Origin of the sequence: Streptomyces sp. NPDC058741 (genome assembly GCF_042746715.1) — a bacterium.
Taxonomy (GTDB): domain Bacteria; phylum Actinomycetota; class Actinomycetes; order Streptomycetales; family Streptomycetaceae; genus Streptomyces.
Map to the genome: position 1 here is coordinate 18805 of NZ_JBHYQH010000013.1, position 25192 is coordinate 43996.

The following is a 25192-nucleotide window of genomic DNA, read 5'->3' on the forward strand; positions in this document are numbered from 1 at the left end:
TGGCGTCCCGGATATGAGAAGCGAGCGCGCGGATTCCGTCGACCCCCGGCTGGCTGCCCGCCTGTCCGAACTGCGGTCCGAACACGGCTGGTCCCTGGGGGAACTGGCCGAACGCAGCGGAGTGAGCCGGTCCACCCTGTCCCGTGCCGAACGGGCGGAGATCAGCCCCACCGCCTCGACGCTGAACCGCCTGTGCGCCGTCTACGGGCGCACCATGTCCCAGCTGCTCAGCGAGGTCGAGGCCGCGCCGGAGCCCGTGGTCCGCTCCGCCGACCAGCCCGTGTGGCAGGACCACGCCTCCGGCTTCGCACGGCGTTCGGTGTCACCGCCCCACTCCGGGCTGCGCGGTGAACTCGTCGAGGGGCGCCTGACCGCCGGCGCCGACATCGCCTACGACCGCCCGCCCGTGGCCGGACTGGAACAGCACCTCTGGGTCCTGGAAGGAGCTCTCGACGTGACCGAGCGGGACACCGAGCACCGTCTCGGCGCCGGGGACTGCCTGCGGATGCGGGTGTGGGGCCCGACCCGCTTCCGGTGCGCGGCTCCCGAGGGCGTGCGCTATCTGCTGGCGGTGGTGCGGCCGTGATGCGCCTGGACGGGACCGGTCTGATCGAACACGCCGGAGAACTCGCGGGCCTGCTGGCCGACACCGTCGACGCGGGCGCCTCGATCGGCTTCCTCGCCCCGCTGGACCGCGCGGAGGCGCTCGCCTGGTGGCGGGAGCGGGCCGCGGAGGTGGCGGCGGGCCGGCTGGCCGTGTGGGTGGCGTTCGACGGCGGCCTGCCGTCCGGCACCGTGAGCCTGGTCTTCCCCGGCAAGGCCAACAGCCGCCACCGCGCCGAGGTCGCCAAGCTCATGGTGCGGCCGCAGGCCCGTGGACGCGGCCTCGGCCGCCGGCTCCTGGCCACCGCGGAGAACGCCGCCGCGGCCGCCGGCGTGACCCTGCTGCACCTGGACACCGAGACCGGCAGCCCCGCTGAGCACCTGTACCGCTCCGCGGGCTGGACCGCGATCGGCACCATCCCCGACTACGCGGCGAGCCCCGACGGGGTGCTGCGGCCGACCACGATCTACTACAAGCGGACCGGTCCCGCCGCGCTCACCGGGTGACTGTCAGCGCCAGCCGCTACGGTGCCTGCCATGCCGGACGCCGAAGACGTACGCCGTATCGCCCTGTCCCTGCCGGACACGACGGAGAAGATCGCCTGGAGCATGCCCACGTTCCGGGTCGCGGGCAAGATGTTCGCCACGCTGCCGGAGGAGGAGACCTCCCTCGCCGTGCGCTGCCCCAAGGAGGAGCGCGACGAGCTGGTGCTCGCCGAGCCGGAGAAGTTCTGGATCGCCGACCACGAGACCCAGTTCGCCTGGGTGCGGGCCCGGCTCGACGCGCTGGAGGACGAGGCCGAGCTGCGGGACATCCTCGCCGACTCCTGGCGCCAGGCGGCCCCCACGCGTCTGCTGGAGGCCCACCCCCGGCTGGGCCTCCCGGGGGACGCGGACTGAGGCCGGCCCCGGCTCACACCGGCGTCGCGGCGCCGACGAAGCCCCCGATGCGCTCCCGCAGCGACCGGGCGTCGAGACCGTGCGCGGCGACATGCTCCTCCACCTGCCCGTACCGGCGCAGTTCACGGCGGCCGACGCCCAGTCCCAGCACCCGGTGCGGCACATCCGCCAGCGCGTCGTTCGCGGCGGCCGTCGAGGTGCCGGCCAGGTAGGGCTCCACCAGGACGACGTCCGTCCCGGCCGCCTCGGTGGCCCGGCGCAGCGCCGCCCCGTCGAAGGGGCGGACGGTCGTCGCGTACAGCACGGTGACATCGAGGTCCTCGGTCGCCGCGAGCACGGCGTCGAGCATCGGCCCGACGGCGACGACGACGCCCGCGCGCCCCTCGCGGACGGTGCGGAAGCGCTCCCCGTCGACGGTCAGCGCCCGCCCGTTGGACCGCAGGGAAAGCCGGACGTACACCTTGTCGTCACCCGCGGCGACCGCGTGTCGCAGCAGGACCTCGGCCTCGTCCGGGTGGCCCGGTACATGGGCGGTCCAGCCGTCCAGGGTGTCGAGCAGGGCCACGTCGCCCGGCGCCATGTGGGTGTAGCCGCCCGCGGGCCAGTCGAAGGAGGCGGCCGCGCTCACCAGCACCGCCCCCGCGTCCTGGTGCCCGAGGTCCAGCGTGACCTGCTCGAAGGGCCGCTCCACCAGGAAGCTGGCGAAGGTGTGCACGACGGGCCGCAGGCCCGTCAGGGCCAGTCCCGCCGCGGCCCCGACCAGGAGCTGCTCGCGGATGCCGACGTTGACGACCCGGTCGGGATGCCGGCGGGCGGCCTCGGTGAAGCCGGCCGCGCCGATCTCGGCGAGGACGACGGCGACCCGGGGGTCCTCGTCCAGCAGCCGGGAGACGACGGGCGCGAAACGGCGTAGTACGCCATCGGCCCGTGCCCCTTCGACAGCAGGAACCGGTCCCGTTCCGGGGCGCCCGGGTGCTCCGGGTCCACTCGGGGCACCGGGTCGTAGAGCACCCACAGCTCGTCCAGTGTGGACGTCGCGGCCGGGCCGTGCTTCTCGTCGCCGGTCATCAGGCCCATGAGGTCCGGCAGGTCGGCGTAGGTGTGCGTGAGCGTCGTGTTCGTCATGGGCACGAGCGTGCAACCTCAAGTATTGTTGAGGTCAAGTGGCTTCCCCGCGGAAACCGGTGCGCGATCACCGGCGCGAGTGCGGTATTGTTTCCCTGCGTGTTCGGCCGGGGAAACTCCCAGGTCAGACGGGCACCGGGACGTGGCGCAGCTTGGTAGCGCACTTGACTGGGGGTCAAGGGGTCGCAGGTTCAAATCCTGTCGTCCCGACGGTGCGAAGGGTCTTCGCGGCAGCGGCCGCGAGGGCCCTTTTCTCGTGCCGGCGGCACTCCGTTCACCGGACGGCACGGAGCGGCACACGCGCGCCGGCGGCAGGGGCCGGGAAGCGAGGGCCTCCCTGGCTGGGCTGAAAGCCCGATCCGCGCACGTCCGCACGGTCGCGCGCCGAGGCCTGCCGCGAGGAAGGGATCTCTCACGATGAAACGCACCGTGGCTGTCTTCGGCGCCGGCTACATCGGCCTGGTGACGGGGGCCTGCTTCGCCGAGCCGGGACACACGGTGATCGTGCGGGACATCGTGCCGGAGCGGATCGATCGCCTGAACGCGGGCGAGGTGCCGATCCACGAGCCGGGCCTGGGCGAGATGACCGGGCGCAACCGGGAGCGCCTCCTCTTCACCCTGGACGCGAGCGAGGCGGTCAGGCGCGCGGAGATCGTGTACGTGTGTCGACACCCCGCCGACGACGTCGGGCGATGCCGACCTGTCCCGCGTCTTCGCGGTGATCGACGAGCTGCGGAGCGCCGCGCACCTGTCCGCCGTCGTCGTGAAATCCACCATCCCGGTGGGCACCGGCCGGCCCTTCCGGGCCGCACTCGACGACGCGGGCCTGGAGCACGTCGGCTATGCCTCCAACCCCGAGTTCACCGCGGAGGGCACGGCGGTCGCGCAGTTCATGCGGCCCGACCGCGTGGTGATCGGGACCTGGGACGAGGTCACCGCTGACCTCGTCGCCGCGCTGCACCGCGGTGTAGACGGGCCCGTCGTGCGGATGGACGTCGCCTCGGCGGAGCTGGCGAAACTGGGCGCCAACGCCGCGCTCGCCACGAAGATCTCCCTCGTCAACGAACTGGCCCACAGCTGCGAGGCGACCGGGGCCGACGTCACCCGGGTCGCCGAGGCGATCGGCATGGACCGCCGTATCGGCCCCCACTTCTTGAAGGCGGGGCTCGGCTGGGGCGGCTCCTGCTTCCCGAAGGACAGCCGGGCCCTGCGCGCCCTGGCGTCCAACACCGGCCACGTCTTCCATCTCCTGACGTCCGTCATCGAGGTCAACGACCTCCAGCCCCGGCGTCACATCCAGCGCCTGGGGTGCCCACCGCCTCGGCCTGCCGCCCGCGGCCCGGACCGGGTGCCTCAGATCGCACACCCCGCGTGCGCCAGCGCCTGCTTCAGCAGGACCCCGTGCCCGCCCGGCATCTCGCTCTGCACCGCCTCCGAGACGGCCTCCCGCGGGTCGAACCACACCAGGTCGAGGGCGTCCTGCCGGGGCCGGCAGTCGCCCGTCACCGGCACGATGTACGCGAGGGACACCGCGTGCTGGCGGGGATCGTGGTACGGCGTGATGCCGTGGGTCGGGAAGTACTCCGCGACCGTGAACGGCTGGAGGGACGCGGGGACGCGGGGCAGGGCCACCGGGCCGAGGTCCTTCTCCAGGTGGCGCAGGAGGGCGTCGCGGACGCGTTCGTGGTGCAGCACGCGGCCGGAGACCAGCGTCCGGCTGACCGTGCCCTCGGGTCCCATGCGCAGCAGCAGCCCGACACTGGTGACTTCGCCGCTGTCGTCGACGCGGACCGGGACCGCCTCGACGTACAGGATCGGCATGCGGGCACGTGTCATCTCCAGTTCGTCGGAGGACAGCCAGCCGGGCGTGGTTTCGGTCATGTCAGACATCGCTTGATCATACTTTCAGCCGTTCGGACTTCCTGGGTAGCCGCTCCGGGGGAACTGTGACCGTCCACACGCCGTCGGGTCGCCTCCCGGCGTGGGATCGGGCAGTCCGTAGACCCGCAGGGCGTTGTCCCGGCCGGCCCACCGCGCGATCCGCAGCGCGTCCGGCAGGGACAGTTCGTCGGCGTCGCCCCGCTCCTGGAGCAGCGCTACCAGCCCCTGCCGGAAGGCGAGCGCCCCGAGGCGGCTGGCTCAAGAACCACGGCGTGCGCACCCTGAACGCCGCAAGGAGCGCCGCCGACGCTGCGGTCACCGCCGCCGAGGCTCAGTTCACCGTCGTCCCCGGGGAGAAGACCGCCGCGAAGATGGTCCACACCCTGGCCAGGGAGGTGATGGCCCTCGATGAGGAGATCGCCCAGACCAACGCCCTCATCGAGGGCCGGTTTCGCGAGCATCCCGACGCCGAAGTGATCACCAGGATGCCCGGCATCGGCATGCCCGGAGCGGAGTTCATCGCCGTGACCGGCGGTGACATGACCGCCTTCGGCAGCCCCGACCGGCTCGCCGGCGTCTCCGGGCTCGCCCCCGCCCCCCGGGACTCGGGCAAGATCGGCGGCAACCTGCGCAGGCCCAGACGCTACAGCCGACGGCTGCTGCGGATGTTCTACCTCTCCGCCCCGGTCGCCACCGTGCACTGCCCCTTCTCCAAAGCCTTCGACCAGCGCAAACGTGCCGAGGGGCAATCCCACAAGCAGGCCGTCCTCGCGCTGGCCAGACGCCGCCTGAACGCGCTCTGGGCCCTGATACGCGACCACCGGACCTTCGAGGCCGTCACGTCCCAGCCCGCTGCCGCAGCGGCATGACCCCGTCACGAGGCGTCACCGTCCCGGCTTGACGACGTCATGGGAAATCCTCCTCGGTCCTCCTCGACGGGCGACGGCCGCACACGGGTCAGGGCTTCACGGCCACCGCGCCGTACTGCGGCACCAGCACGGCCGCGCCGGGCTCGGCGCGCCACTGCCCGCACGACACCAGGCCCGGCTCCAGCACCTCGAGACCCTCGAAGTACCCGGCGATGTCCGCGCCGCTGCGGGCGGTGATCGGGGGAATGGCGTTCTCGTTCCAGAACTCCATCGCCGGGATCTGGCCCGCACCGCCCAGTTCGTCGTCGAAGGTCGGGTGGGTCAGCACCAGGAAACTGCCCGACGGGACCGCGGCCATCACCCGGCGCACGATGTCCCGGGCCTTGTCGGCGTCCAGCACGAAGTTGAGTATGCCCAGCATCATCACGGCGACCGGCTCGGTGAGGTCGAGGATCTGCCCGGCGCGTTCGACGATGGACTCCGGGTCGTGCACATCGGCGTCGATGTAGGCGGTGGCGCCGTCCTGCGTGCCGGTCAGCAGGGTGCGGGCGTGCACCAGCACGATCGGGTCGTTGTCGACGTAGACGATGCGCGCGTCGGGTGCGATCCGCTGGGCGATCTCATGGGTGTTGTCCGCCGTCGGCAGGCCCGTGCCGATGTCGAGGAACTGCCGCACACCGCGCTCGCCGGCCAGGAACGACACGGCCCGGCCCAGGAAGTCCCGGTCCGCCCGGGCGATGTCCCGGATGACCGGGAACATGCCGGCGACGTGCTCGCCGACCTGCTGGTCGACCTCGTAGTTGTCCTTGCCGCCGATCCAGTGGTTCCACACGCGCGCGTTGTGCGCCACACCGGTGTTCAGCCTCGCCGAGCCGCTCGGCGGGGTGTGGCTCTCCCTCACGTCTCTTCCTCTCCTCGCCCGCACCGGCCGCGACCGGCCTTCGCCGCCATTGTGCCGCTCGCTTTATCACGCTGTCCCGGGAATCGGCGGGGTGAGCGGGGCGGTCCGCGGCGGGGGAGAGCCGCGCGGGCCGCCCTAGTCGAACATGCTGGGGTTCGGACTCGGCGTCTTGCCCGCGAGCACGTCCTTCAGGCGCTGGGTGCCCTGCTTCACCGCCTGGTCCACGGAGTCCTTCTGACCGCCGTCGAGTCCGCCTGCCGTGACGGTGATCGCGTCGTCGCCGACCCGTACGGCGGCGATGTCCAGGGTCAGAGTGACGTCCTGGCCCCCGGCCGGCCCCCGCACGGTGACGCGCACTCCCTCACGATCGTCGCCCACATCGGGCAGGGAGGTCTCGACGACCTGGACGGTGCGCTGCCCGCCGTCACCGTTCACGGTGAACTGGTCGCACTTCTCCGGCAGTTTGGCCATCCAGTGCAGGGAGTCCTCCGGGTCGGTCCGCTCGTAGGAGGCGACCTGGTACAGCAGGCGGGAGTCGCCCTGCTCGAAGCCGCGCAGCGCGGAGGCGCCCGACGGCCTGCCCAGCAGGTCGTCGTCGAACAAGGAGTTGATCAGCCGCTGGCAGGAGGCGGCCTGGGCCTTGGCGTCGAGGAAGTCCGCGACGTCGACCGTGCCGACGGGCAGGCTGTCGTTCCAGTTCTCGGCCTCGGTGTCCTTGACCTGGGTCCAGTCGTCCTCGACGTCCGCTTCGGTGATCAGCGCGGCGCGGGCACCCTCCGTGGTGAGGGCGGCGGTGGGCGAGGGGGTCTGCCGTTTCTCTCCGGCGACCTGCTCGGCGGTGACGCGCTGGGCCCGTGGAGCGTCCGTGCCGCCGCCGTCCGAGCAGGCGGCGGTGGTCAGCAGGGTGCCTGCCGCCACGGCGCAGGAGACGGCGCGGGCAAGACGGACGGGACGACGGCTCATCGGGAGTGCCTCCGGGGGACGTGACGCGTGCCCCCAGCGCACCACCGGCACCGGCCGCCCACCAGCGGCGCCGGACCGTTCGGGTGAGCCGCGGAGCGGCGTTCGCGGCGTTCCGGCATCGGCCCGGAGTTCGCGCCCGTGCGCGTCGACGTCGTGCGTGCGAGGTCCGTGGTCGACAACCCGTGCGGGCATGCCGAGCCGCAGAAGGTCCTCCACACGCCGCGCACCCGAGACCCGCCACCGGGCGCCCGGCCACCGTGGCGGACGTCGTGGCCGCGGCCGACTCCCTGGTGCGCAACGGGTCGGTCCATGCGGTCGAACCGACCGCGGACGGTGGGCGGTCGCCGGGCTGAGGGGGAGGGCCACCGGGCGGCGGATGCCGGCACGGCTTGCCCGGCGGGGGCGAGCGCGTCAGCCGGCTCGGCGGAGCGTGTCGTCGGCGACGTCCTGGTCCACCGCCGCCCGCGTCAGCGCGGCGGCGAACACGGCCGGGTCCGCCTTCCCGGCCAGGCCGGCCAGGCGCTCGGGGTCCTTCGGCAGGTCCAGCCGCTCCGCGCCCTGCAGGGCCTTGGCGTCCAGGTAGGGGGCGGCCTCCGCCAGAGGCCCTGGACCTCGCGGACGAAGATGTCGGCTCCGGACGGCCCCATGCCCGGGAACTCCCGCAGCAGCCGGCGCAGTTCGCCCACGGTTCCGTCCGCCTCGCGGGGCAGCCGCCGCAGGTCCCCGTGCCGGCGCTCGGTCAGCAGGCCGGCCGCGTCACCGAGCTGCGTGGCGGTGCGCTCGTCGTAGCGCCGGTGCCGCCCCGCCCGAGAGCGTCCACCCGGTCCTGCCGGCTCGCCCCGGCCATCCGCCGCGGATCGCCCAGCCCCGCCGCGTGCAGTTCACGGGCGGTGGCCAGCGCGATCGATCCGCGGATGCGGACGCTGAGCAGGTGGGACAGCACCAGCAGCCGGTACAGCGGCTGCGGTGTGTCCCGCAGCCGGATGCCCGCCTCCTCGGCGTAGGTCCGGCCGTGCGCGTCGAGCAGTTCCCGTACGACGCGCTCCGCGCCTTCCCCGGACAGAACAGCCAGCCCTTCAGCGGGTCGTGCCCGATCGTCATCAGCCGGTGCCGGCGGCGGGTGTCCGCGTCCGTCGTCTCCGGCTCGGGCTCGTTCTCCAGGTCCGCCTGTTCCGTGACCGTGTCCACGACCTTGCGCATCACGCGCAGGTCGTGGACACGGTCAGATCCGTACGCCGCTTCTGCAGGATCGCCAGGACGTGCTGCCCGGTCCGTGTGCCCGCCTGCTCCGGCAGCGGCTCCGTGGCCTCTTCGGCGTCCCGCACCCGCAGCCAGGCGGCGAGTTCCTGCGAGGTCATGTTCACCACGCGGTGGAAGTCCCCTCACAGCGCGTCGAGTTCGAGGGCGTCGGTCATCGCGTGCCCCTTCCGCGCGTACGTCGGTGCTCTGCGCGGACCCGGTCGTCCCCCGGGCGTGCCGTCCCGGGGGACGGCTTCAGCGGGGAAAGTTCTCGGCGTCGAACATCCAGCGCTGCTTCTCCAGGTCGGCGGTGATGCTGATCAGCAGGTCCTGGGTGACCGGGTCGGCCTCCTCGGTCACCGCGATGCGCTCGCGCAGCCGGCCGATCGCCTCCTGCAGCGACTCCACCATCACCTCGACGGCGTCCGAGTCGCGCACCCAGCCCTCCTTCGGGGCGGGCAGCGTGAAGGCCTTGGCGACGGTCTCCGGCCGGCCGTCCGGCGGCACGCCGAGCGCCGCGGAGCGCTCCGCGACCGTGTCGGCGAACTCCCGCGCGGCCGTGACCACCTCGTCGAGCTGGAGGTGGATGGACCGGAAGCGCGGCCCCACGATGTTCCAGTGGGCCTGCTTCCCGATCAGTGAGAGGCCGAGCAGATCGACCAGCGTGTCCTGAAGAGCCTCGCAGGCCACCTTCCGGGCGTCGTCGGGCAGGGTGCTCCGCACAGCCGTCATGGGGTGCTTCTCCTTCTCACGTCGTACCTCGTCGTCCGGAGCAGTGCGTCGCGCTCCTCCTCGCAGGTGCCGCCCCACACGCCCGGCGAGGCCTGGCCGTTGCTCAGGGCGAAGGCCAGGCAGTCGTCGGCGACCGGGCAGCGCGCGCAGATCCGTTTCGCGGCGTCGACGTCCCGCAGGGCCGGTCCCGCGGTGCCCACGGGAAAGAACAGCTCGGGGTCCTCGTCGACGCAGGCGGCGCTCCGCAACCACTCCATGAACGCGCGGATGCCCCGGGCGGACCGGTGCAAACCCGAAGCGGAACGCAGCCCGCCGAGCCCTCCCGCCTGCGATCGCCCCGTTCACAGGCCCATCCGGCCCTTGGAATCTTCCCAGAGACCGGACGGGAGGCTATAGTCCGAAACTAGCAGTGCTAACCAGCAGGCGGTGTGAGGAGCCCTTCCGTGCGTCCCGTCCACTTCGCGGCCGCCCGCCGCACCCCCATCGGAAAACTGCGGGGATCCCTCTCCCCGGTGCGGCCCGACGACCTCGCGGCGACGGTCGTGCGCGCCCTGGTCGGCGACGTGCCCGCGCTGGACCCGGCCCGCGTCGACGACGTCTACTGGGGCGCCGCCAACCAGGCCGGCGAGGACAACCGCAACGTCGCCCGCATGGCCGCGCTGCTCGCGGGCCTGCCCGAGTCCGTGCCCGGCGCCACCGTCAACCGGCTGTGCGCCTCCGGCCTGGAGGCCGTGACCACCGCCGCCCGCACCATCTCCGCCGGCGAGGCCGACATCGTCATCGCGGGCGGCTCCGAGTCCATGAGCCGCGCCCCCTTCGTGCTGCCCCGCCCCGACGAGGCCCTGCCCCACCGCATGGAGACCCACGACACCCGCCTCGGCTGGCGGCTGGTCAACCCGGCGATGCGCGACCTGCACGGCCTGCTCGCCATGGGCGAGACGGCGGAGGAGGTCGCCGAGCGGTACGGCGTCTCACGCGAGCGCCAGGACGACTTCGCCCTGCGCAGCCACCGGCGCGCCGCCCTGGCCCGCAAGAACGGCCACTTCGACGACGAGCTCCTGCACGTGGAGCGCCCCGACGGCGTGGTCGTCGACGTCGACGAGTGCGTCCGCGAGGACACCTCCCCGGAGAAGCTGTCCCGGCTGAAGCCCGTCTTCCGGCCGGGCGGCACCGTCACCGCGGGCAACGCCTCCCCGATGAACGACGGCGCGGCCGGCCTGCTCCTCGTCAGCGAGGAGGCCCTGAACGACCTGGGCCTCGAGTCCCTCGGCCGCTACGTCGCCGGCGCCTCGGCCGGCGTCCACCCCGACGTCATGGGCATCGGCCCGGTCCCCGCCACCCGCAAGGCCCTCACCCGGGCCGGCTGGAGCATCGGCGACGTCGAGGAGGCCGAGTTCAACGAGGCCTTCGCGGCCCAGGCCCTGGCCTGCGTCGATGAGCTCGGCATCGACCCCGACCTGGTCAACCCCAGTGGCGGCGCCATCGCCCTCGGCCATCCCCTGGGCTGCTCGGGCGCCCGCATCCTGACCACGCTGCTGCACCGCATGCGCCGGACGGGAGCGGGCCGGGGGCTGGCGACGATGTGCGTCGGCGTGGGCCAGGGCACGGCGGTCCTCGTCGAACGGCGCTAGCGGTCGCACCCGCCGCGCTGAGGCCGAGCCGAGAGCCGGACCGGCCCAGCAGGCGAGACGGCGCCCACCCCGTCGGTTCGTTGCACATAGCATCGGTGTTCGCATGAACACCATGACGCTCTGGCACATCACCGGCTGGGAGTTCGCCGCCCTGGCCTTCGCGGCCCTGCTCGTCGGTTTCTCCAAGACCGCCGTCAGCGGGGCCAACACCGTCAGCCTCGCCGTCTTCGCCGCGGTGCTGCCCGCCCGCGCCTCCACCGGAGTGCTGCTGCCGATCCTGATCGCCGGTGACCTGCTCGCCGTCGCCACCTACCGGCGGCACGCGCACTGGCCCACCCTGTGGCGGCTGTTCCCGGCGGTCGCCGCGGGCGTCGTCATCGGCACGGTGTTCCTCATGTGGGCGGACGACGCGACCGTACGGACCTCGATCGGCGCGATCCTGCTGCTGATGGCCGCCGTGACGGTGTGGCGCCGGCGGACGGCTGACCGGGAGGAGGAGCCGGAGGCGGTCACCGGCCGGGCGGGCCGGCTCAAGGCCCGCTCCTACGGTGTCCTCGGCGGCTTCACCACCATGGTCGCCAACGCCGGCGGCCCGGTGATGTCGATGTACCTGCTGTCCGCGGGCTTCCGCAAGCTCGGCTTCCTCGGCACCTCGGCCTTCTTCTTCCTCATCGTCAACACCTCCAAGCTGCCCTTCAGCGTCGGCCTCGGTCTGATCGACGGCCGCTCCCTGCTCCTCGACCTCGCGCTCGTGGTGTTCGTCGTACCCGGCGCCCTGTTCGGCACGTGGGCGGTGCACAGGATCAACCAGCGCCTGTTCGAGCGGCTGGTCATCGCGGCGACCGTCGTGGGGGGCCTCCAGCTACTGCTGCGCTGACCCCCGCAGCAGCGCCGGCAGGTCCGCGAACGAGTCGATCACCTGGTCGGGGGTGCCGTCGGCGGCGCGGAGCGCCTCCGGCCTGAACTTGCCGGTCCGCACGAGGACCCCGGTGATCCCGGCCCGCTGCGCCGCCAGCACGTCGGAGTCGACGTCGTCCCCGACCATCACGGCCGCGTCCGCGCCGACGCCCAGCCGGGTCAGCGCGGACGCGAAGAACGCCCGGGCCGGCTTGCCGGTGATCTCCGCCTCCACCCGGGCGGCCCGCTCCAGACCGGCCAGGAACGCCCCCGAGTCCAGCCGCAGCCCTTCGGCCGTACGCCAGTACAGGTTCCGGTGCATCGCCACCAGCCGGGCCCCGCGCTGCAGATGTCCGAAGACCCGGTCCAGCGCCGCGTACGAGAACTCCGGACCGGCCCCGCCCACCAGCACCACGTCCGGGACGGCACCGGTGTCCGCGGGGTCCACGACCGTCACCCCGTCGAGGTCCTCCACGATGTCGCCGCTGTTCAGCAGGGCGCAGCGGGCACCGGGAGAGTGCTCGGCGAGATGCTCGGCGGTGGCCGCGGGCGCCGTCAGGATGTCCTCGGCCGACACCGTGAACCCCGCGTCCGCCAGCGTCCGGGCGATCGACGCACGCGTACGGGACGTCGTGTTGGTGACCAGCAGGACCCCGAGCCCCACCTCCCGGATCTCCCGCAGTGCCTCCACCGCACCGGGCAGCGGTTCCCACGAGACGGTGAGCACCCCGTCGATGTCGATGAGCACGGCCCGTACGGACTTCATGACTGGACGATAGCCAGGGTGGGCCGTGCCCGCCGCTCCCGTACGGCCGGCCGCGGACATGACGTCCGGGCGGGGGCCGGTGTGTGGCCGGTAGGACCGCGGCCGTCCGTCGCGGCCGACCGGTGGGGACCCCGCGGCCGTCCGTCGCGGCGCGCCCTCGACGTACGCCTCCCGCGGTGCAGGATCACCGGGGTGCCGGCCCCGCCCGGGCCTACGCCGCCGACCCGGGTGCCCGTCGCTCAGGGCCTTCGCGGGCCTCCGTGCGCGGGCCGGAACGCCCGCACGGGTGCCCGGCGATGCGGGCGCCAGTCGTGTCAGGTCAGTCGCGCGGGTGCCGGCGCAGCAGATAGGTGTCCATGATCCAGCCCTTGCGCGCACGCGCCTCGGCACGCAGCCGCTCGATGCGGGGCGCGGCCTCGGCGATCGGCCCGGAGACCAGGATCTCGTCCGGGGTGCCCAGGTAGGCGCCCCAGTAGATGTCCATGTCCTGGTCCGCGTACTGACGGAACGTCCGGTGGGCGTCGAGCATCACCACCACGTCGTCCACGCCCTCCGGGAACCCCTCGGCGAGCCGCCGGCCCGTGGTGATCTGCACCGGCCGGGCGATACGGCTGAGCCCCGTGCGGTGCCGGGCGGCCAGCGCCGCGACACTGCTGACGCCCGGCACGACGTCGTACGCGAACGCCACCGCGCCCCGCTCCAGCACCTCCTCCAGGACCGCGAGGGTGCTGTCGTACAGCGACGGGTCGCCCCACACCAGGAACGCGCCGGTCTGCTCCTCGCCGAGCTCCTCGGCGATCAGCCGCTCGTAGAGGCCGGCCCGGGCGCTGCGCCAGCCCCCGACGGCGCGGGCGTGGGCAGCGCCGTCCGCGGACCGGTCGCGCTCCGGGTCCGGCGCCCCGACGACGCGGTACGTGCCCTCCTCCAGATGCGCCCGGAGCATGTCCCGCCGCAGTCCGGTGAGCTCCGGCGCCGCCTCGCCCTTGTCCAGGACGAAGAACACGTCCGTGCTCCGCAGCGCCCCGACCGCCTGCAGGGTGAGCTGGCCGGGGTCGCCCGCGCCGATGCCGATGACGTGGATCCTTCGCACGTTCCGAGTCTGCCCCACACGACCGCGCCCCCGCCCCGGGGCTCAGTGCCCGGGCGCCGCTCCGCGCAGTCTCGGCGCCCGGGCCGCCGCGTCCACGGGCCGGGCGTCCTGTTCCAGGTCCGCGGCCAGCTCCCGTGCCCAGGCGGCCATGGCCCCGACGTCGACGCCGTGCGGCTGCGGCTGCCCGGAGACGGACACCCACACCTCCGTCGCGCCCGCGCCGCGCCGCAGCAGGCGGGCCCCGCCCGTGAGGTTCCCGCGGGCCGCGTGGGTCAGGCCCACGGCGAGCTGGGCCAGACCGCGCCACAGCTCCCGTTCCTCCTCGGGGCCGGACTTCCAGGCGTCCTCGAAGACCTCGTGCGCGTGGAACGGCCTGCCCTCGTCCAGCAGCCGCTGCGCCTCCGCCACCGTCTCCCGCGGGGTGCGGACCACGCCCTCGGGCTGCCGGGGCACCCCGTCCTCGCCGTAGGGCAGGGGCCTGCCGAGACCGTCCCGGGGGCGGGCGTTGCGTGCCCGTCCCTCACCGTCGCGGTCCCGGGTGCCGCCCGGCCTCTCCGCGCTGCCGCCGCTCGTGCTGCCCATACGCCGATTGTCGCGCCCGGCCCGCTTTCGGCGCGGCCGGGGGTGTGGGGTAAGGTGCTCTTCGCGTGATCACGCCGGGTACGGCGAGGGCGCGCATCGGGACGTGGCGCAGCTTGGTAGCGCACTTGACTGGGGGTCAAGGGGTCGCAGGTTCAAATCCTGTCGTCCCGACTCGTATGAGTCGCAGGTCAGGGCCGGTTTCGGAGGATCCGAAACCGGCCCTTGATCATTCTTGGGGACCAGTGGGAGATCCAGCGTCCTTGACCGAGGTCGACGGGTCACGACGATCGGGCTCGGTAGCGAGCGCGGTGCCCGCAGCACTCTGAGGTGTGCGGAGAGGGCCGCTCCGGCGGCCGTGATCTTGTGTACGTCCGGGTGCAGGTAGCGCTGGGTGGTGGTCGGGGGCCCGTAGCCGGTGATCCTGCGCAGGACGCGCACGTGGACTCCGGCGTCGGCGAACCAGGTCAGTCCGGTGTGCCGGAGGCCATGGCGGCGCAAGTGCTTCGTAGCCGAGCTTGGTGACCACCTCGTCCCAGTGCGTGGCGTCGCGCAGGACGGCGGTGGAGATGCGTCCGCCTCGCGGGACTCCGTGTGGGTGAGCTGGGAGCGGATGACGACGACGGTCACGGAGTGCTCGTGGTCGATCACGCGCATTCTGCGGGCAACTTCCGGATGGTCCAGCTTCTCTCGCAGTGCCTCGATGACTTCTCCGGTGGCTCCGTCGGGATCTGTGGAGGAGCGTCCGGCCTGGAGTTGGTGGCGGTGCTGGTAGGAGGAGCGCAGGGTGTCCAGGTCGTCGGGGGCTGCCAGGCCCTTGCCGAAGCGGCGGGATGCTGCTGCGATGCCGGATCGGTTGTAGATCACTTGTGGCTGGAGTCCGCCGGTCGGCTCGGAGATGATCAGGACGCTGTCTTGGGTTCTGCGGTGGCCTTCGCGGTTGATGCGTCCGGCGGCCTGCTGTTCGGACTCCGGCAGCGACCTGGCGCGGAATCCGTGCGGGAAGTCGAGGTCGACGCCGGCTTCGCGGGCCACAACCGGCAGGGCTCTCGTCGACTCGGGTGTCGACGTATGCCCCGTCCCCGGTCCGCGCATCCCAGGTCTCGCCTCCGCAGCCCTTCCAGCCGGTAGCGCCGCCCGCAGCCGCCGCGCCGCAGCCGCCGCAGCAACGCCATCCAGCATCTCCGTCTGAACCCCTTACGGCGGAGAACAAGCAGACCCCCTCGCAGGGAGAGCCAACCCGCCCCGGCGAGGGGGTCAGCCATGTCCCGACGAGGGGCGGCCACTCTGACTCTGAGGTTGTACTTCCCCCTGTTCACCTGCATCCAGCCTGGCCGAGGGCGCTGCATCACCCTCCTGACCTGGTTCGTCTTCCATACCGCCGCTTCGCACGCCCGGCTCGGGTGATGCACGGTGAGCACCGCTTCCCGGCCAAGCGGGCCGCCACCTGAAGCTCGCCGGGCTCGGCCAGCGGCAGTCGGCAGCCGAGGGTGGCCGCCCCGGCGAGGGGCCTGCAGAAACCCTGTCGACGGGGCTGTACGCACCGGGCAGGGGAGGTCTGCCGGTGCGGGGTCGACCCGAACGCCGGGCTTTCCGGCCGCAGGCAGACCCCACCACGCTCCGCGGCCCGCCGCCCAACGCGGGAGTGCTCTTCGGCAGCGACACCTGGAGATCACCACCTGACGGATGCGTGTCAGTCGGCCTCACCGACGTCCGCCGGCACACGCCGTCGACGAAGGCCGGTCGGCCACGACTGGGCACAGTCGGTCTGCGGGTGGAGAGTGGGCGCTTGACAACCTCAGATGCGAGTGGTTAATTACTTATATCGCCATGGCGAGCAGGAGCAGTAAGAGGCAGAAGTGTCCGCCAGGCTCCTGTTGAGCAGGCAATATGCAACCTGAACGAGGTCGAAGCAAGCAGTTTGATCACTCGGCAAGGCATCCAAAGCCTTCCATGAGGACCAACTATGCGATCGACCGCTTGAAAGATAGAGGATCAGACGTGACTGACACGGTTTCCACCTCGCGGAACACGGACGACATCCGGGCCGGCGCACAGCAGGCGTTCAAGAACCACCTGGACTACCTGTCGTCCGGGCGGATCTCGGAGTGGGTGGATCTGTTCACCGAGGACGGCGTCCTCGAGTTCCCCTACGCGCCCAAGGGCTTCCCGACCAGGACGGTGGGCAAGGAGGGGCTGTTTGAGTACATGAAGAACTTCCCCGAGCACTTCAAGGTGGAGTTCATCGACCTGCACTTCCACGAGACGGTTGATCCGTCGCTGGTGATCGCGGAGTTCAAGAGCCGGGGTGCCGCGCTGGCCACGGGGCGTCCGTACAACCAGACGTACATCTCGGTGGTGGAGACGAAGGGCGGCAGGATCAGCCGTTACGTCGACTTCTGGAACCCGCTGGTGGGCATGGAAGCCCTCGGTGACAGTCCGGCCGACATGGTCGCCGCCTTCAGCAACGACTGAGGCCGCATGTCACTCTCCGGGCGGGCGTGTCGCCCACCCCGACTCCGTCGCGGCGACCCGCCCGCCCGGAGACGGTCCGGCGACTTGACGCCTCGAGTACGGAAAGTGTTTGGTTACTCACATGGAGACGAGGACACGGCAGCGTTCCACTGCCGAGGAGCGCCGGGCCACGGTCATGCGTACGGCGATCAAGACGTTCGCCGAGCGTGGGTACTACGGGACCTCGACGATGGACGTGGCCAAGGCCGCCGGTATCTCGCAGGGTTACCTGTACCGGTTGTTCAAGGACAAGGAGACGCTGTTCGCGGCTCTGGTCGACCACTGCTCCGCCCGCCTGCGGGAGGGTGCCGCCGTGGCGGCCGCATCGGTGCGGAGCACCGACCCGGAAGAGGTCCTCAAGGCGCTGACCGCCTCCTATGACGAGATCATCGCTGACCGGGACGTGCTCATGATCCTCATGCACGCCCAGTGCAGCGCCAGTGAGCCGGTCATCGGTGAAGCCGTGCGCACCTGCTATGCCAAGCAGGTCGAGTACGTCCGCGCCGTCTCCGGAGCCTCCGACGAGCAGCTCCGCCGCCACTTCGCCGCCGGCCTGCTCAGCAACGTCATGATGGCGATCGACGCCACCACTCTCGACGCTCCCTGGGCGCGCGCACTGCGCGCCTAGCCGAAGTGTTTCGCGGGCCGCCCCGGGCGGCCCCTTTTCGCCCTCAAAAGTAAGCGGTCAACCGCTTAATTAATCGCCCAGAGAGGCTCCCCACATGCCACCCCACTCCAAGCCCCGCTCGACCGGGCTGCTGCTGGCCCTGCTCGCCTTCGCCCAGTTCATCAGCGCCATCGACTACAACATCGTCTACGTCGCGCTCCCGGAGATCGGCCGCGAGGTCGGCTTCGACGCGCAGAGCCTGCAGTGGGTCGTCAGCGGCTACGCGATCGCCTTCGGCGGCTTCCTGCTCCTCGGCGGCCGGGCCGCCGACCTCCTCGGCCACCGCCGTATGTTCACTACCGCCCTGGTCCTGTACGGCCTGTCCTCCCTGGCCGGCGGACTGGCCACCGACCCCGGGCTGCTCGTGGCCGCCCGCGCGGTCCAGGGACTCGGCGGCGCCCTCCTGCTGCCCGCCACCCTCTCTCTGATCGGCACCACCTTCACCGAAGGTGCCGAACGCAACCGAGCCCTGGCGATCTGGGGCGGCGCCGGAGCCGTCGGCCTGGCGCTCGGCTCCCTGCTGGGCGGCGTGCTGACGAACTACCTCGGCTGGGAGTCCGTCTTCTACGTCAACGTCCCCCTCGCCCTGGGCGCCGCCGCCGCGGCTTTCTCGATCATCGCCAAGGACGCGCCGCGTGAGCGGGGCCGCAGCTTCGACCTGACCGGTGCGCTGACCGCCACGGTCGGCTTCTCCGCCCTCGTCTTCGGCGTCGTGCAGGGGCCCGAGGCCGGCTGGGGTTCCGCCGAGACCCTCATCGCCCTCCTCGGCGGCGCGCTGTTCATCGGACTGTTCCTGATCGTCGAGTCCCGTACCGCTCACCCGCTGATGCCGCTGCGCCTGTTCCGCAACCGCAGTCTGGTCGCCGCGATGGGCATCACCTTCGTCTTCATGGGCACCTTCGGCGCCCAGTACTACTTCTTCACCGTCTACCTGCAGAACGTGCGCGGCTACGGCGCCCTGGCCACCGGTCTGGCGTTCCTGCCCTCGGCGCTGGTGGGCATGATCGGCACCAAGCTGAGCGAGAAGCTGCTCGGCAAGGTCGGCCCCCGTACGACGATCGTCACCGGTCTGCTCGTGGGCGCCGCCGGCATGGCCGTCCTGGCGCTGGGCATGTCCCCGAACGGCGGCTATCCGGCGCTGCTGCCCGGCGTGATCCTGCTCAGCCTCGGCCAGGGCATCACCTGGACCGCGATGTTCGTCGCGGCCACCAGCGGCGTCGACGCCCGCCACCAGGGCATCGCCTCCGCCATGGCCTCCACCACCCAGCAGATCGGCTCCGCCGTCGGCCTGGCGATCCTGGTCGCCATCGCCAACAGCGGCGTCGAGGTCACCACCGGCCCGGACCTCGTCCCCGGCCTGCGCACCGCAGGGTTCACCGCCGGCGCCCTCACCCTCCTCGGTGTGGCCATCGCCCTGACCCTGCGCCGGCCCGGCACCACCCCTCCGGCCCCCACCGCGACGCAGGCCCCGCAGCGGTCGGAAGCCGGCATCTCCGCCTGAACCCCCTGAGCGGAGAACACACAGACCCCCTCGGCGGGGCGGCCAGCCCGCCCCGCCGAGGGGGTCATCTTGCGTCATCCACAGCTGACGCTCCCCACTCCCACGTTCAGGAGCAGGACGGTGAAGGCGACGTCGGCACGTGCAACCACCGACGAACTGACCAGGACCCGCTTCTCGGTACTGGACCGCTCCCGCACCCGCACGAGCGAGGAACGGGCGGAGACGCTGAGGCCACCGTCCGCTTCGCACAGCAGGCCGAGGCCCTCGGCCACCACCGGTTCTGGGTCTCCGGACACCACAGCGTGCCCGGCGTCGCCGGCTCGGCCCCGACCGTGCTGGCCGCGGCGATCGCCTCCGCGACCTCGCGGATCCGGGTGGGAACGGGCGGCGTGATGCTGCCCGACCACCAACCACTCGTCGTCGCGGAGCAGTTCGGGGTGCTCGAATCCCTCTTCCCCGGCCGGATCGACATGGGACTCGGCCGATAGGTGGGCTTCACCACGGCGTCCGCAAAGCACTCGGCCGCGACGAGAGCGACGCCGACGACTTCACCCGGCAACCGGAGCAGCTGCTGGACTGGTTCACCGGCGAACAGACCGCCCACCCTCAGGTCCACGCCCGCCCGCCGAGGGCCTGCGGCCCGCGCCCTTCATCCTGGCCATGGGCACGGGCGCCCCCATCGCCGCAGAGCAGGGGCTGCCCCTGCTCATCGGTGACCTGCGCGACCGGGACCGGATGCTGCGGGCCATCGACACCTACCGGGTGGGCTTCCTCCCCTCCCGGTGGGCGGAGCACCCGTACGTCATCGTCTCCGGCACCGTGGTCGTCGCCGACACCACGGAACGGGCGCGGCGCCTGCTGATCCCGGAGGCCGGGTCGGTGGCGTACAGGCGCACGCGCGGCGTCTTCCCGTCCCCGTCCTCGGTCGCCGAGACCGAAGCTCGGCCGATGACCGCCAAGGAGCGCACGTGCTACGAGGACGCGCTGCGCGGTCACATCCACGGCACGCAGGACGAGGTCGCCGAACAGTTGTCGAAGGTGGTGGCTCTCAGCGGCGCCGACGAAGTGCTCGTCACCGCCAGCACCCACGACCGCGCGGACATGCTCGACTCCTACCGGAGACCGGCCCGCGCCGTGGGTCTGACTGCATGACCAGTGGCACGGACACGCACGGGGCGAGCAGCGACGCGCCCTCGGAGAGCAGACTCGTTGCCGTCGGCGTACCTCGCAGCGCCGCACAGCACGCCGCTGCCAGCCGGTGAGGCTGATCAGCCCGCGATTCGACGGCGGCTGACGCCTCGCAAAGGTCACCACACCAGCCCCCGTGACCGGCGAGTTCAGAGATCGGGAGACGACGACCGAAGGCGGCCCCCTTGGGGGCCGCCTTCACGTGGTCTTACCGCGGGCCGCCGTTGACCGCGCCCTGCCGTGGTTCAGCGGATGTCGTGGGCCGCGCGGCGGATGAGGTCGGTGACCGCCTTCGGTTCGGAGACCGCGACCGCGTGCGAGGCGCTGTCGACGGTGACGGTGTGCGCGCCGGCACGCTCGGCCATCCACTGCTCGGCCTTGGCCGGGATGTTGTAGTCCTGGCCGGCGACCAGGGCGTAGGAGGGGATGTTCTTCCAGGCAGCCTGTGAAGCCTTCTCCTCCAGGGCGAGGGAGGAGACCGGCCGCTGGGTGGCAGCCATGATCGCGGCGGTCGTGGCGGGTACGTCGGCGGCGAACTGGTGGTGGAACCTGTCCTGCTGGATGGTCAGTTCGGTGCCGGTGCCGCCGTCGGGCAGGGGGTAGGAGCTGGTGCTGAGGGTCTCGCCCAGGGTGCTGCCGGGGAACTTGCCGGCCAGCTCGCCGGCGCTCTCGCCGGCGTCCGGGATGAACGCGGCGATGTAGACCAGCGCCTTGACGTCGGGGTCACCGGCGGCGGCCTCGGTGATCACCGAGCCGCCGTAGGAGTGGCCGACCAGGACCACGGGCCCCTGCACCGTGTCCAGGACACTGCGCAGGTAGGCGGCGTCGCTGTGCAGGCCGCGCAGCGGGTTCGCCGTGGCGACGACCGGGTAACCGTCGTGCTGCAGACGCTGGATGACGCTGGACCAGCTGGAGGCCTCGGCGAAGGCGCCATGGACGAGCACGACGGTCGGCTTGGCCGGGCTGGCCTCGGCCTTGCGGGAGGAGGCGCTGCCGCTGACCGTGCTGGCGGCCAGCAGGGAGCCGGTCACGATCGAGGCCAGGGTCACGGCCGCGACGGTCTGGAGGGTTGAGCGGGTGCGAGGGAAGCGGGACATGGTGTTCTCCTTGAAGGCGGTGGCCGGGCGGAGCGGTCATGGTGGACCACACGCTCGGTGACGGTGTGTTCACGGTTGGGACGGACCGGGGCGGCCGGACGGCGTTGTGCGGCGCGCGGCTGCGGCGTCCGTCCGGAGCTCCGGCCGGGCCGCACTCGGCCGGCGGTCAGGAGCTGCTGTGCAGGCCGGTGCAGAGGAAGCGGTTGGCCTGGTCGACGGCTGCCTTGGCGGCGTTGGTGTCGGCGAGGACGTTGAGCATGGCGAAGTCGTGGATGATTCCGGGGTAGCGGACGGTGGTGACGTCGTTGCCGGCGGCGCGGAGCTTGGCGGCGCATGCCTCGCCCTCGTCGCGCAGGACGTCGGCCTCGTCGGTGATGACCAGGGCCTTGGGGAGGTCCGTGAGCTGGTTGAGGTCGGCGCGCAGCGGGGAGGCGAGGATCTGCTTGCGGTCCTTGGCGTTGGGGGCGTAGGCGTCCCAGAACCACTGCATGGCCTTGCGGGTCAGCCAGGGCCGTCGGCGAACTCCTGGTAGGAGGGGGTGTCGAAGTTGGCGTCGGTGACGGGGTGGAAGAGCACCTGCTCGCGCGGGGCGGGGCCGCGGCGCTGCTTGGCCGTGAGGGTGACGGCGGCGGTCATGTTGCCGCCGACGCTGTCGCCTGCGAGGGCGATCCGGGAGCCGTCGACGTTGATCTCGTCGCCGTGCGCGGCGACCCATGTGGTGGCCGCGTACGCCTGCCCGATGGCGATGGGGTAGCGGGCCTCGGGCGAGGGCGTGTGGTCGACGAAGATGACCGCGGCCCGGGCGCCGTGGGCGATCTGCCGCACCAGCCGGTCGTGGGTGTTCTCGTTGCCGACCCAGCCGCCGCCGTGGAAGTACATGACGGCGGGGAGGTCGCCGCTGACGCCGGCGGGGCGGACGATCCGGATGGTCACCTCACCGGTGGGGCCGACCTTGAGGGTGCGGTGGCTGACGTCGGCCGGCAGCTTGTCGACGGGCCCGGACTGGGCGCCGTCGAGCGCCTTGCGGGCGTCGTCGTGGGACAGCGTGTAGATCGGCGGGTTCTGCGTGGCCGCGTCGGCGAACGTCTGGGCGTCCTGTTCCAGGACCGGGGTGTTCGTGGTGGCGGACGGCGCGGCGGGAGAGGCCGACGCGTTGGCGGCGATCGTCGCCCCGGCAATGAGGGCGCCGGCCGCGGCGACGGCGATCTTGCGGTTGACTCGAACAGGGGTGGCGCGCACGGGGGATCTCCTGGTGGGTGGCGCAGGGGTGCCCGCCACCCGGGTGCGGAGGTGGGACCGGGGGGTCTGGCTGGGGATGGTGCGGGCGCTGGATGCGGCTGAACGTGCTCAGGCGCTGCCGAACGCGGTGCGCAGAGTGGCGATGGCCTGGCTGATGGCGGCTTCGGCGGCGTGGGTCTCGCGCAGGGCGTTGAGCATCACGAAGTCGTGGATGATGCCCTGGTAGCGGACCGAGGTGACCGGGACGCCGGCCCGGCGCAGCTTGTTGGCGTACGCCTCACCCTCGTCCCGCAGGACGTCGGCCTCACCGGTGATGACCAGGGCCGGGGGGAGGCCGGTGAGCTGCTCGGTGGTGGCGCGCAGCGGGGAGGCGGTGATCCGGGCGCGCTCGGCCTCGTCGGTCGTGTACTGGTCCCAGAACCACTGCATGGCATCGCGGCGCAGGAAGTAGCCGGTGGCGAACCGGTGGTACGAGGGCGTGTCGAAGGCGGCGTCGGTCACCGGGTAGAACAGCACCTGCTGCACCAGCGAGACGTCGCCGCGCTCCTTGGCCATCAGGGTCAGCGCGGCGGACATGTTGCCGCCGACGGAGTCACCGGCCACCGCGATGCGGGTGGCGTCCAGGCCCTTGGCGGCGCCGTCGGTGACGATCCAGCGGGCGACGGCGTAGTTCTGCTCGATCGCGACGGGGTAGCGGGCCTCGGGGGAGAGGTCGTACTCGGGGAAGACGACGGCCGCGCGGGCGCCGACGGCCAGTTCGCGCACCAAGCGGTCGTGGGTGTGGGCGTTGCCGAACACCCAGCCCGCGCCGTGGATGTAGATGATCACGGGCAGCGGTCCGTCGGAGTCGGCGTCGGCCGGGCGGACGATGCGGGCCTTGACCGATCCGGTGGGCCCGCCTTGGACAGTCACCCACTCCTCGGCGACCTCGGGCTTGCTGATCTCGCCGGACTGCACCTCGTCGACGGCCTCACGGCCCTTGGCCGGGCCCAGGTCGAACAGGTACGGCGGGTTGGCGGTGGCCTCGGCGAAGGCGGCGGCGGCCGGCTCCAGGACCGGGCTGGTGATGTTCTCGCACATGGGGACTCCTTGAAGGTGATGCCGGGGCCGGTGGCCTCGACGGCTGGTGCGCCCGGCCGATCGGCGGGCACGGATGGAACTATAGCGCTCGATTAAGTCGTGCACAACTTAATCGAGCAATACATGGTCGTGGGCGTCTGGAATGGGTACGATGGACGAGGCTGATCACCGGATGTAAGGACCGCACTCATGGGCCAGAACGAGCGCCAAGACGCCGAACAGGGTTCGCTGCTCCTTCAGGACCAGCTCTGCTTCGCCTTGTATGCCGCCTCGCGGTCGGTCACGACCCGCTACCGGCCCCTGCTGGACCAGCTGGGGCTGACGTATCCGCAGTACCTCGTCATGCTGGTGCTGTGGGAGCAGGACTCGGTCTCCGTCCGGGACCTGGGCAACGCGCTGCAGCTGGAATCCAGCACCCTCTCGCCGTTGCTCAAGCGCCTCGAAGCAGGCGGTCTGATCCGTCGGGAGCGGCGCGCCGAGGACGAACGCTCCGTTGCCGTACGCCTCACCCAGGCCGGCGCCGACCTTTGGGACAAGGCCCGCACCGTCCCCCTGGCCATCGGCGAGGCCATGGGCCTGACCCCTGAGCAGGACGCCACCGCAAAACACCTGCTCCGTCTGCTCACCGCGAACGTCACCCACGGTTGAGGCGCCGCCTCGCGGCCACACCGGCTGAGGCAGGGCCCGCGATTGCTGCTCCTTGTCAGATCTGCGGACGGGGGAGGCCGTGGTGAGCAACTCCTGGAAGCCCGGTCGTGGCCGCAGCAGGCGCGGTCGGCTCGAAACCTCGAAGTCACCTTCCTTCTCCTTCCGTTGGTCATGGGCGACGGAGTGTCAGCTGTCGGAGGCGTCTACGCCGGCATTGTGCTGAGGACCCACGCTGAACTCGGTTGGGGCCGGTTGCGCCTCGCGCGGCGTTTCATCGCACGGCGCTCGTCCTCGCCCAAGCCACTCCACATGCCGGCGTCCTGGCCGGAGTCGAGCGCCCACTGTCGGGCACTGTTCCCTCACAGGGCAGCGATGGCAGAGGGCCTTGGCCTCCTCGCGTTGCAGCAGCGCCGGTCCGGCGTTGCCGACGGGAAAGGACGGCTCGGGATCCTCCTCGCGGCATGCGGCCTTGTGACGCCAGTCATGACGATCCTCTCTGTCATGAGTCATGGAACGGGATGAGGCGGCGAAGCCGCCGCGCGGCGATGCCACGAGTCCCTGAGGTGGGCAGGGGCCTGACGTCGGCGCCAGGACCACGCCGGGTCGGGGGCTGTCAGCCGACGTCCTGGACGAGCTGACGGGCAAGATCGGGGTCGAGGCGACGGTGCTCCGTGCCGAGGGGCAGGGCTTGGCACGTCCGCTCGAGGAAGGCGGCGGTCGTCCGGGCCTGGGCCTCCGGTACGGCGTACGTCTGGCGGGCTTTCAACGTGACCTGCACGGTATTTGCGCCATCGTGGCGCGAGGTGCTGATCTCGACATCGCCGGCGCCGCCGGAGGCCGGCTGCTCGGTCCTGCCGACGATGGAGAAGGTCACGGGCAAGCCGGCCCGGACCTTCGCCCAGTGGGTGCGCGAGAACGCGGCCGCCCCCGGCGGCGCACCACCCCGCGGCTGCCGCGGTGCGCGCACCGGCCGCGGGTGGTGGCGCCCCGCCTGACAGCCGTGGCAGACGACCTTGACAGGCCATCAGGCGATCGGACTCCGCTTCGTCGGCATGACGTGTCGTGCGCGACGGCGACGCGTT

Annotated in this window: 22 protein-coding genes, 2 tRNA genes and 9 pseudogenes; 14 read left to right on the forward strand and 19 right to left on the reverse strand. The window is 72.0% G+C overall.

What is annotated here, in order from left to right:
• Positions 1-13: 13 nt before the first annotated feature.
• The 3 genes from ACFW6P_RS13355 to ACFW6P_RS13365 are packed head-to-tail and all read left to right on the forward strand — an operon-like array spanning position 14 to position 1503.
• The gene (locus tag ACFW6P_RS13355) at positions 14-586 is read left to right on the forward strand and encodes a helix-turn-helix domain-containing protein (protein ID WP_386359296.1); all 573 of its coding nucleotides are present in this window, start codon (positions 14-16) and stop codon (positions 584-586) included.
• Positions 586-1110 (forward strand): GNAT family N-acetyltransferase, encoded by a 525-nt coding sequence (locus tag ACFW6P_RS13360; RefSeq protein WP_386423681.1) that lies wholly within the window; start codon positions 586-588, stop codon positions 1108-1110. Before ACFW6P_RS13355 ends, ACFW6P_RS13360 begins: the two co-directional genes overlap by 1 nt.
• 30 nt (positions 1111-1140) lie before the next feature.
• Complete coding sequence (locus ACFW6P_RS13365; protein ID WP_386423682.1) at positions 1141-1503, forward strand: MmcQ/YjbR family DNA-binding protein; 363 nt, start codon at positions 1141-1143, stop codon at positions 1501-1503.
• A gap of 13 nt (positions 1504-1516) precedes the next feature.
• Here ACFW6P_RS13365 and ACFW6P_RS13370 read toward each other — a convergent pair whose 3' ends face one another.
• Together ACFW6P_RS13370 and ACFW6P_RS13375 are read right to left on the reverse strand one after the other, a co-directional pair.
• Entirely contained in the window at positions 1517-2386 is an 870-nt protein-coding gene (locus ACFW6P_RS13370) for a transketolase family protein (RefSeq protein WP_386423750.1), read from the reverse strand.
• A gap of 80 nt (positions 2387-2466) precedes the next feature.
• Positions 2467-2628, reverse strand: a pseudogene (locus ACFW6P_RS13375) (transketolase); the annotation flags it as partial.
• A gap of 136 nt (positions 2629-2764) precedes the next feature.
• On the opposite strand from ACFW6P_RS13375, the gene ACFW6P_RS13380 reads away from it, so the two are divergent.
• Both ACFW6P_RS13380 and ACFW6P_RS13385 read left to right on the forward strand, forming a co-directional pair.
• Positions 2765-2838, forward strand: a tRNA-Pro gene (locus ACFW6P_RS13380).
• 207 nt (positions 2839-3045) lie between these two features.
• A pseudogene (locus ACFW6P_RS13385) lies at positions 3046-3871 on the forward strand (nucleotide sugar dehydrogenase); the annotation flags it as partial.
• A 110-nt stretch (positions 3872-3981) separates the two neighbouring features.
• On the opposite strand, the gene ACFW6P_RS13390 reads toward ACFW6P_RS13385, so the two are convergent.
• Positions 3982-4509, reverse strand: coding sequence for an NUDIX hydrolase family protein (locus ACFW6P_RS13390; RefSeq protein ID WP_386423752.1), 528 nt, complete (start codon positions 4507-4509; stop codon positions 3982-3984).
• 24 nt (positions 4510-4533) lie between these two features.
• Positions 4534-4758, reverse strand: a pseudogene (locus tag ACFW6P_RS13395) (hypothetical protein); the annotation flags it as partial.
• Between the two features lie 23 nt (positions 4759-4781).
• Between ACFW6P_RS13395 and ACFW6P_RS13400 the strand changes: the two are divergent.
• Positions 4782-5378 carry a transposase gene (locus tag ACFW6P_RS13400; RefSeq protein WP_386423683.1) on the forward strand — a complete coding sequence of 199 codons (597 nt, stop codon included), beginning with the start codon at positions 4782-4784 and terminating at the stop codon, positions 5376-5378.
• Between the two features lie 88 nt (positions 5379-5466).
• Here the strand turns inward: ACFW6P_RS13400 and ACFW6P_RS13405 are convergent, their stop codons facing one another.
• The 6 genes and pseudogenes from ACFW6P_RS13405 to ACFW6P_RS13430 form a co-directional block, all read right to left on the reverse strand.
• A complete protein-coding gene (locus tag ACFW6P_RS13405; RefSeq protein ID WP_386359292.1) occupies positions 5467-6279 on the reverse strand; it encodes an SAM-dependent methyltransferase in 813 nt (270 codons plus the stop codon).
• 135 nt (positions 6280-6414) lie between these two features.
• Positions 6415-7242, reverse strand: coding sequence for a hypothetical protein (locus tag ACFW6P_RS13410; protein WP_386359291.1), 828 nt, complete (start codon positions 7240-7242; stop codon positions 6415-6417).
• 411 nt (positions 7243-7653) lie between these two features.
• Positions 7654-8305 (reverse strand): annotated as a pseudogene (locus tag ACFW6P_RS13415) (endonuclease).
• 11 nt (positions 8306-8316) lie between these two features.
• Positions 8317-8600 (reverse strand): annotated as a pseudogene (locus ACFW6P_RS13420) (DUF3140 domain-containing protein); the annotation flags it as partial.
• A gap of 136 nt (positions 8601-8736) precedes the next feature.
• Positions 8737-9213, reverse strand: coding sequence for a Dps family protein (locus ACFW6P_RS13425; protein WP_386359290.1), 477 nt, complete (start codon positions 9211-9213; stop codon positions 8737-8739).
• Positions 9210-9470, reverse strand: coding sequence for a WhiB family transcriptional regulator (locus ACFW6P_RS13430; protein ID WP_386359289.1), 261 nt, complete (start codon positions 9468-9470; stop codon positions 9210-9212). The genes ACFW6P_RS13425 and ACFW6P_RS13430 overlap by 4 nt, the downstream gene beginning before the upstream one ends.
• A 186-nt stretch (positions 9471-9656) precedes the next feature.
• On the opposite strand from ACFW6P_RS13430, the gene ACFW6P_RS13435 reads away from it, so the two are divergent.
• Both ACFW6P_RS13435 and ACFW6P_RS13440 read left to right on the forward strand, forming a co-directional pair.
• Positions 9657-10844 carry a thiolase family protein gene (locus tag ACFW6P_RS13435; protein ID WP_386423685.1) on the forward strand — a complete coding sequence of 396 codons (1188 nt, stop codon included), beginning with the start codon at positions 9657-9659 and terminating at the stop codon, positions 10842-10844.
• 103 nt (positions 10845-10947) lie between these two features.
• On the forward strand, positions 10948-11721 hold the full coding sequence (locus ACFW6P_RS13440; protein ID WP_386359287.1) for a sulfite exporter TauE/SafE family protein: 774 nt from the start codon (positions 10948-10950) through the stop codon (positions 11719-11721).
• Here ACFW6P_RS13440 and ACFW6P_RS13445 read toward each other — a convergent pair.
• From ACFW6P_RS13445 to ACFW6P_RS13455, 3 genes are all read right to left on the reverse strand, one after another.
• A complete protein-coding gene (locus ACFW6P_RS13445; protein ID WP_386423687.1) occupies positions 11707-12507 on the reverse strand; it encodes an HAD-IIA family hydrolase in 801 nt (266 codons plus the stop codon). The genes ACFW6P_RS13440 and ACFW6P_RS13445 overlap by 15 nt on opposite strands.
• A 319-nt stretch (positions 12508-12826) precedes the next feature.
• A complete protein-coding gene (gene cobF, locus ACFW6P_RS13450; RefSeq protein ID WP_386423689.1) occupies positions 12827-13597 on the reverse strand; it encodes a precorrin-6A synthase (deacetylating) in 771 nt (256 codons plus the stop codon).
• Positions 13598-13639: 42 nt separating this feature from the next.
• A complete protein-coding gene (locus tag ACFW6P_RS13455) occupies positions 13640-14179 on the reverse strand; it encodes a DUF309 domain-containing protein (protein WP_386423691.1) in 540 nt (179 codons plus the stop codon).
• 97 nt (positions 14180-14276) lie between these two features.
• On the opposite strand from ACFW6P_RS13455, the gene ACFW6P_RS13460 reads away from it, so the two are divergent.
• Positions 14277-14350, forward strand: a tRNA-Pro gene (locus tag ACFW6P_RS13460).
• 102 nt (positions 14351-14452) lie between these two features.
• Here the strand turns inward: ACFW6P_RS13460 and ACFW6P_RS13465 are convergent.
• Positions 14453-14762: pseudogene (locus tag ACFW6P_RS13465) on the reverse strand (tyrosine-type recombinase/integrase); the annotation flags it as partial.
• A 1415-nt stretch (positions 14763-16177) separates the two neighbouring features.
• On the opposite strand from ACFW6P_RS13465, the gene ACFW6P_RS13470 reads away from it, so the two are divergent.
• The 4 genes and pseudogenes from ACFW6P_RS13470 to ACFW6P_RS13485 all read left to right on the forward strand — a co-directional run bounded on the left by ACFW6P_RS13470 (position 16178) and on the right by ACFW6P_RS13485 (position 20010).
• Positions 16178-16651, forward strand: a complete 474-nt coding sequence (locus tag ACFW6P_RS13470; RefSeq protein WP_386423693.1) for a nuclear transport factor 2 family protein — start codon at positions 16178-16180, stop codon at positions 16649-16651.
• A gap of 121 nt (positions 16652-16772) precedes the next feature.
• Positions 16773-17318 (forward strand): TetR/AcrR family transcriptional regulator, encoded by a 546-nt coding sequence (locus ACFW6P_RS13475; protein WP_386359282.1) that lies wholly within the window; start codon positions 16773-16775, stop codon positions 17316-17318.
• Between the two features lie 94 nt (positions 17319-17412).
• A complete protein-coding gene (locus ACFW6P_RS13480) occupies positions 17413-18858 on the forward strand; it encodes an MFS transporter (protein ID WP_386423695.1) in 1446 nt (481 codons plus the stop codon).
• 120 nt (positions 18859-18978) lie between these two features.
• Positions 18979-20010: pseudogene (locus ACFW6P_RS13485) on the forward strand (MsnO8 family LLM class oxidoreductase).
• A 281-nt stretch (positions 20011-20291) separates the two neighbouring features.
• Here ACFW6P_RS13485 and ACFW6P_RS13490 read toward each other — a convergent pair.
• From ACFW6P_RS13490 to ACFW6P_RS13500, 3 genes and pseudogenes are all read right to left on the reverse strand, one after another.
• Positions 20292-21143 (reverse strand): alpha/beta fold hydrolase, encoded by an 852-nt coding sequence (locus ACFW6P_RS13490; RefSeq protein WP_386423697.1) that lies wholly within the window; start codon positions 21141-21143, stop codon positions 20292-20294.
• A 166-nt stretch (positions 21144-21309) separates the two neighbouring features.
• Positions 21310-22307 (reverse strand): annotated as a pseudogene (locus ACFW6P_RS13495) (alpha/beta hydrolase).
• Between the two features lie 183 nt (positions 22308-22490).
• The gene (locus ACFW6P_RS13500) at positions 22491-23462 is read right to left on the reverse strand and encodes an alpha/beta hydrolase (protein WP_386423699.1); all 972 of its coding nucleotides are present in this window, start codon (positions 23460-23462) and stop codon (positions 22491-22493) included.
• 189 nt (positions 23463-23651) lie between these two features.
• On the opposite strand from ACFW6P_RS13500, the gene ACFW6P_RS13505 reads away from it, so the two are divergent.
• Complete coding sequence (locus ACFW6P_RS13505) at positions 23652-24110, forward strand: MarR family winged helix-turn-helix transcriptional regulator (protein ID WP_386423701.1); 459 nt, start codon at positions 23652-23654, stop codon at positions 24108-24110.
• Between the two features lie 203 nt (positions 24111-24313).
• On the opposite strand, the pseudogene ACFW6P_RS13510 reads toward ACFW6P_RS13505, so the two are convergent.
• Positions 24314-24620 (reverse strand): annotated as a pseudogene (locus ACFW6P_RS13510) (WhiB family transcriptional regulator).
• Positions 24621-24723: 103 nt separating this feature from the next.
• The gene (locus tag ACFW6P_RS13515; protein ID WP_386423754.1) at positions 24724-24984 is read right to left on the reverse strand and encodes an SsgA family sporulation/cell division regulator; all 261 of its coding nucleotides are present in this window, start codon (positions 24982-24984) and stop codon (positions 24724-24726) included.
• Positions 24985-25192 lie beyond the last annotated feature (208 nt).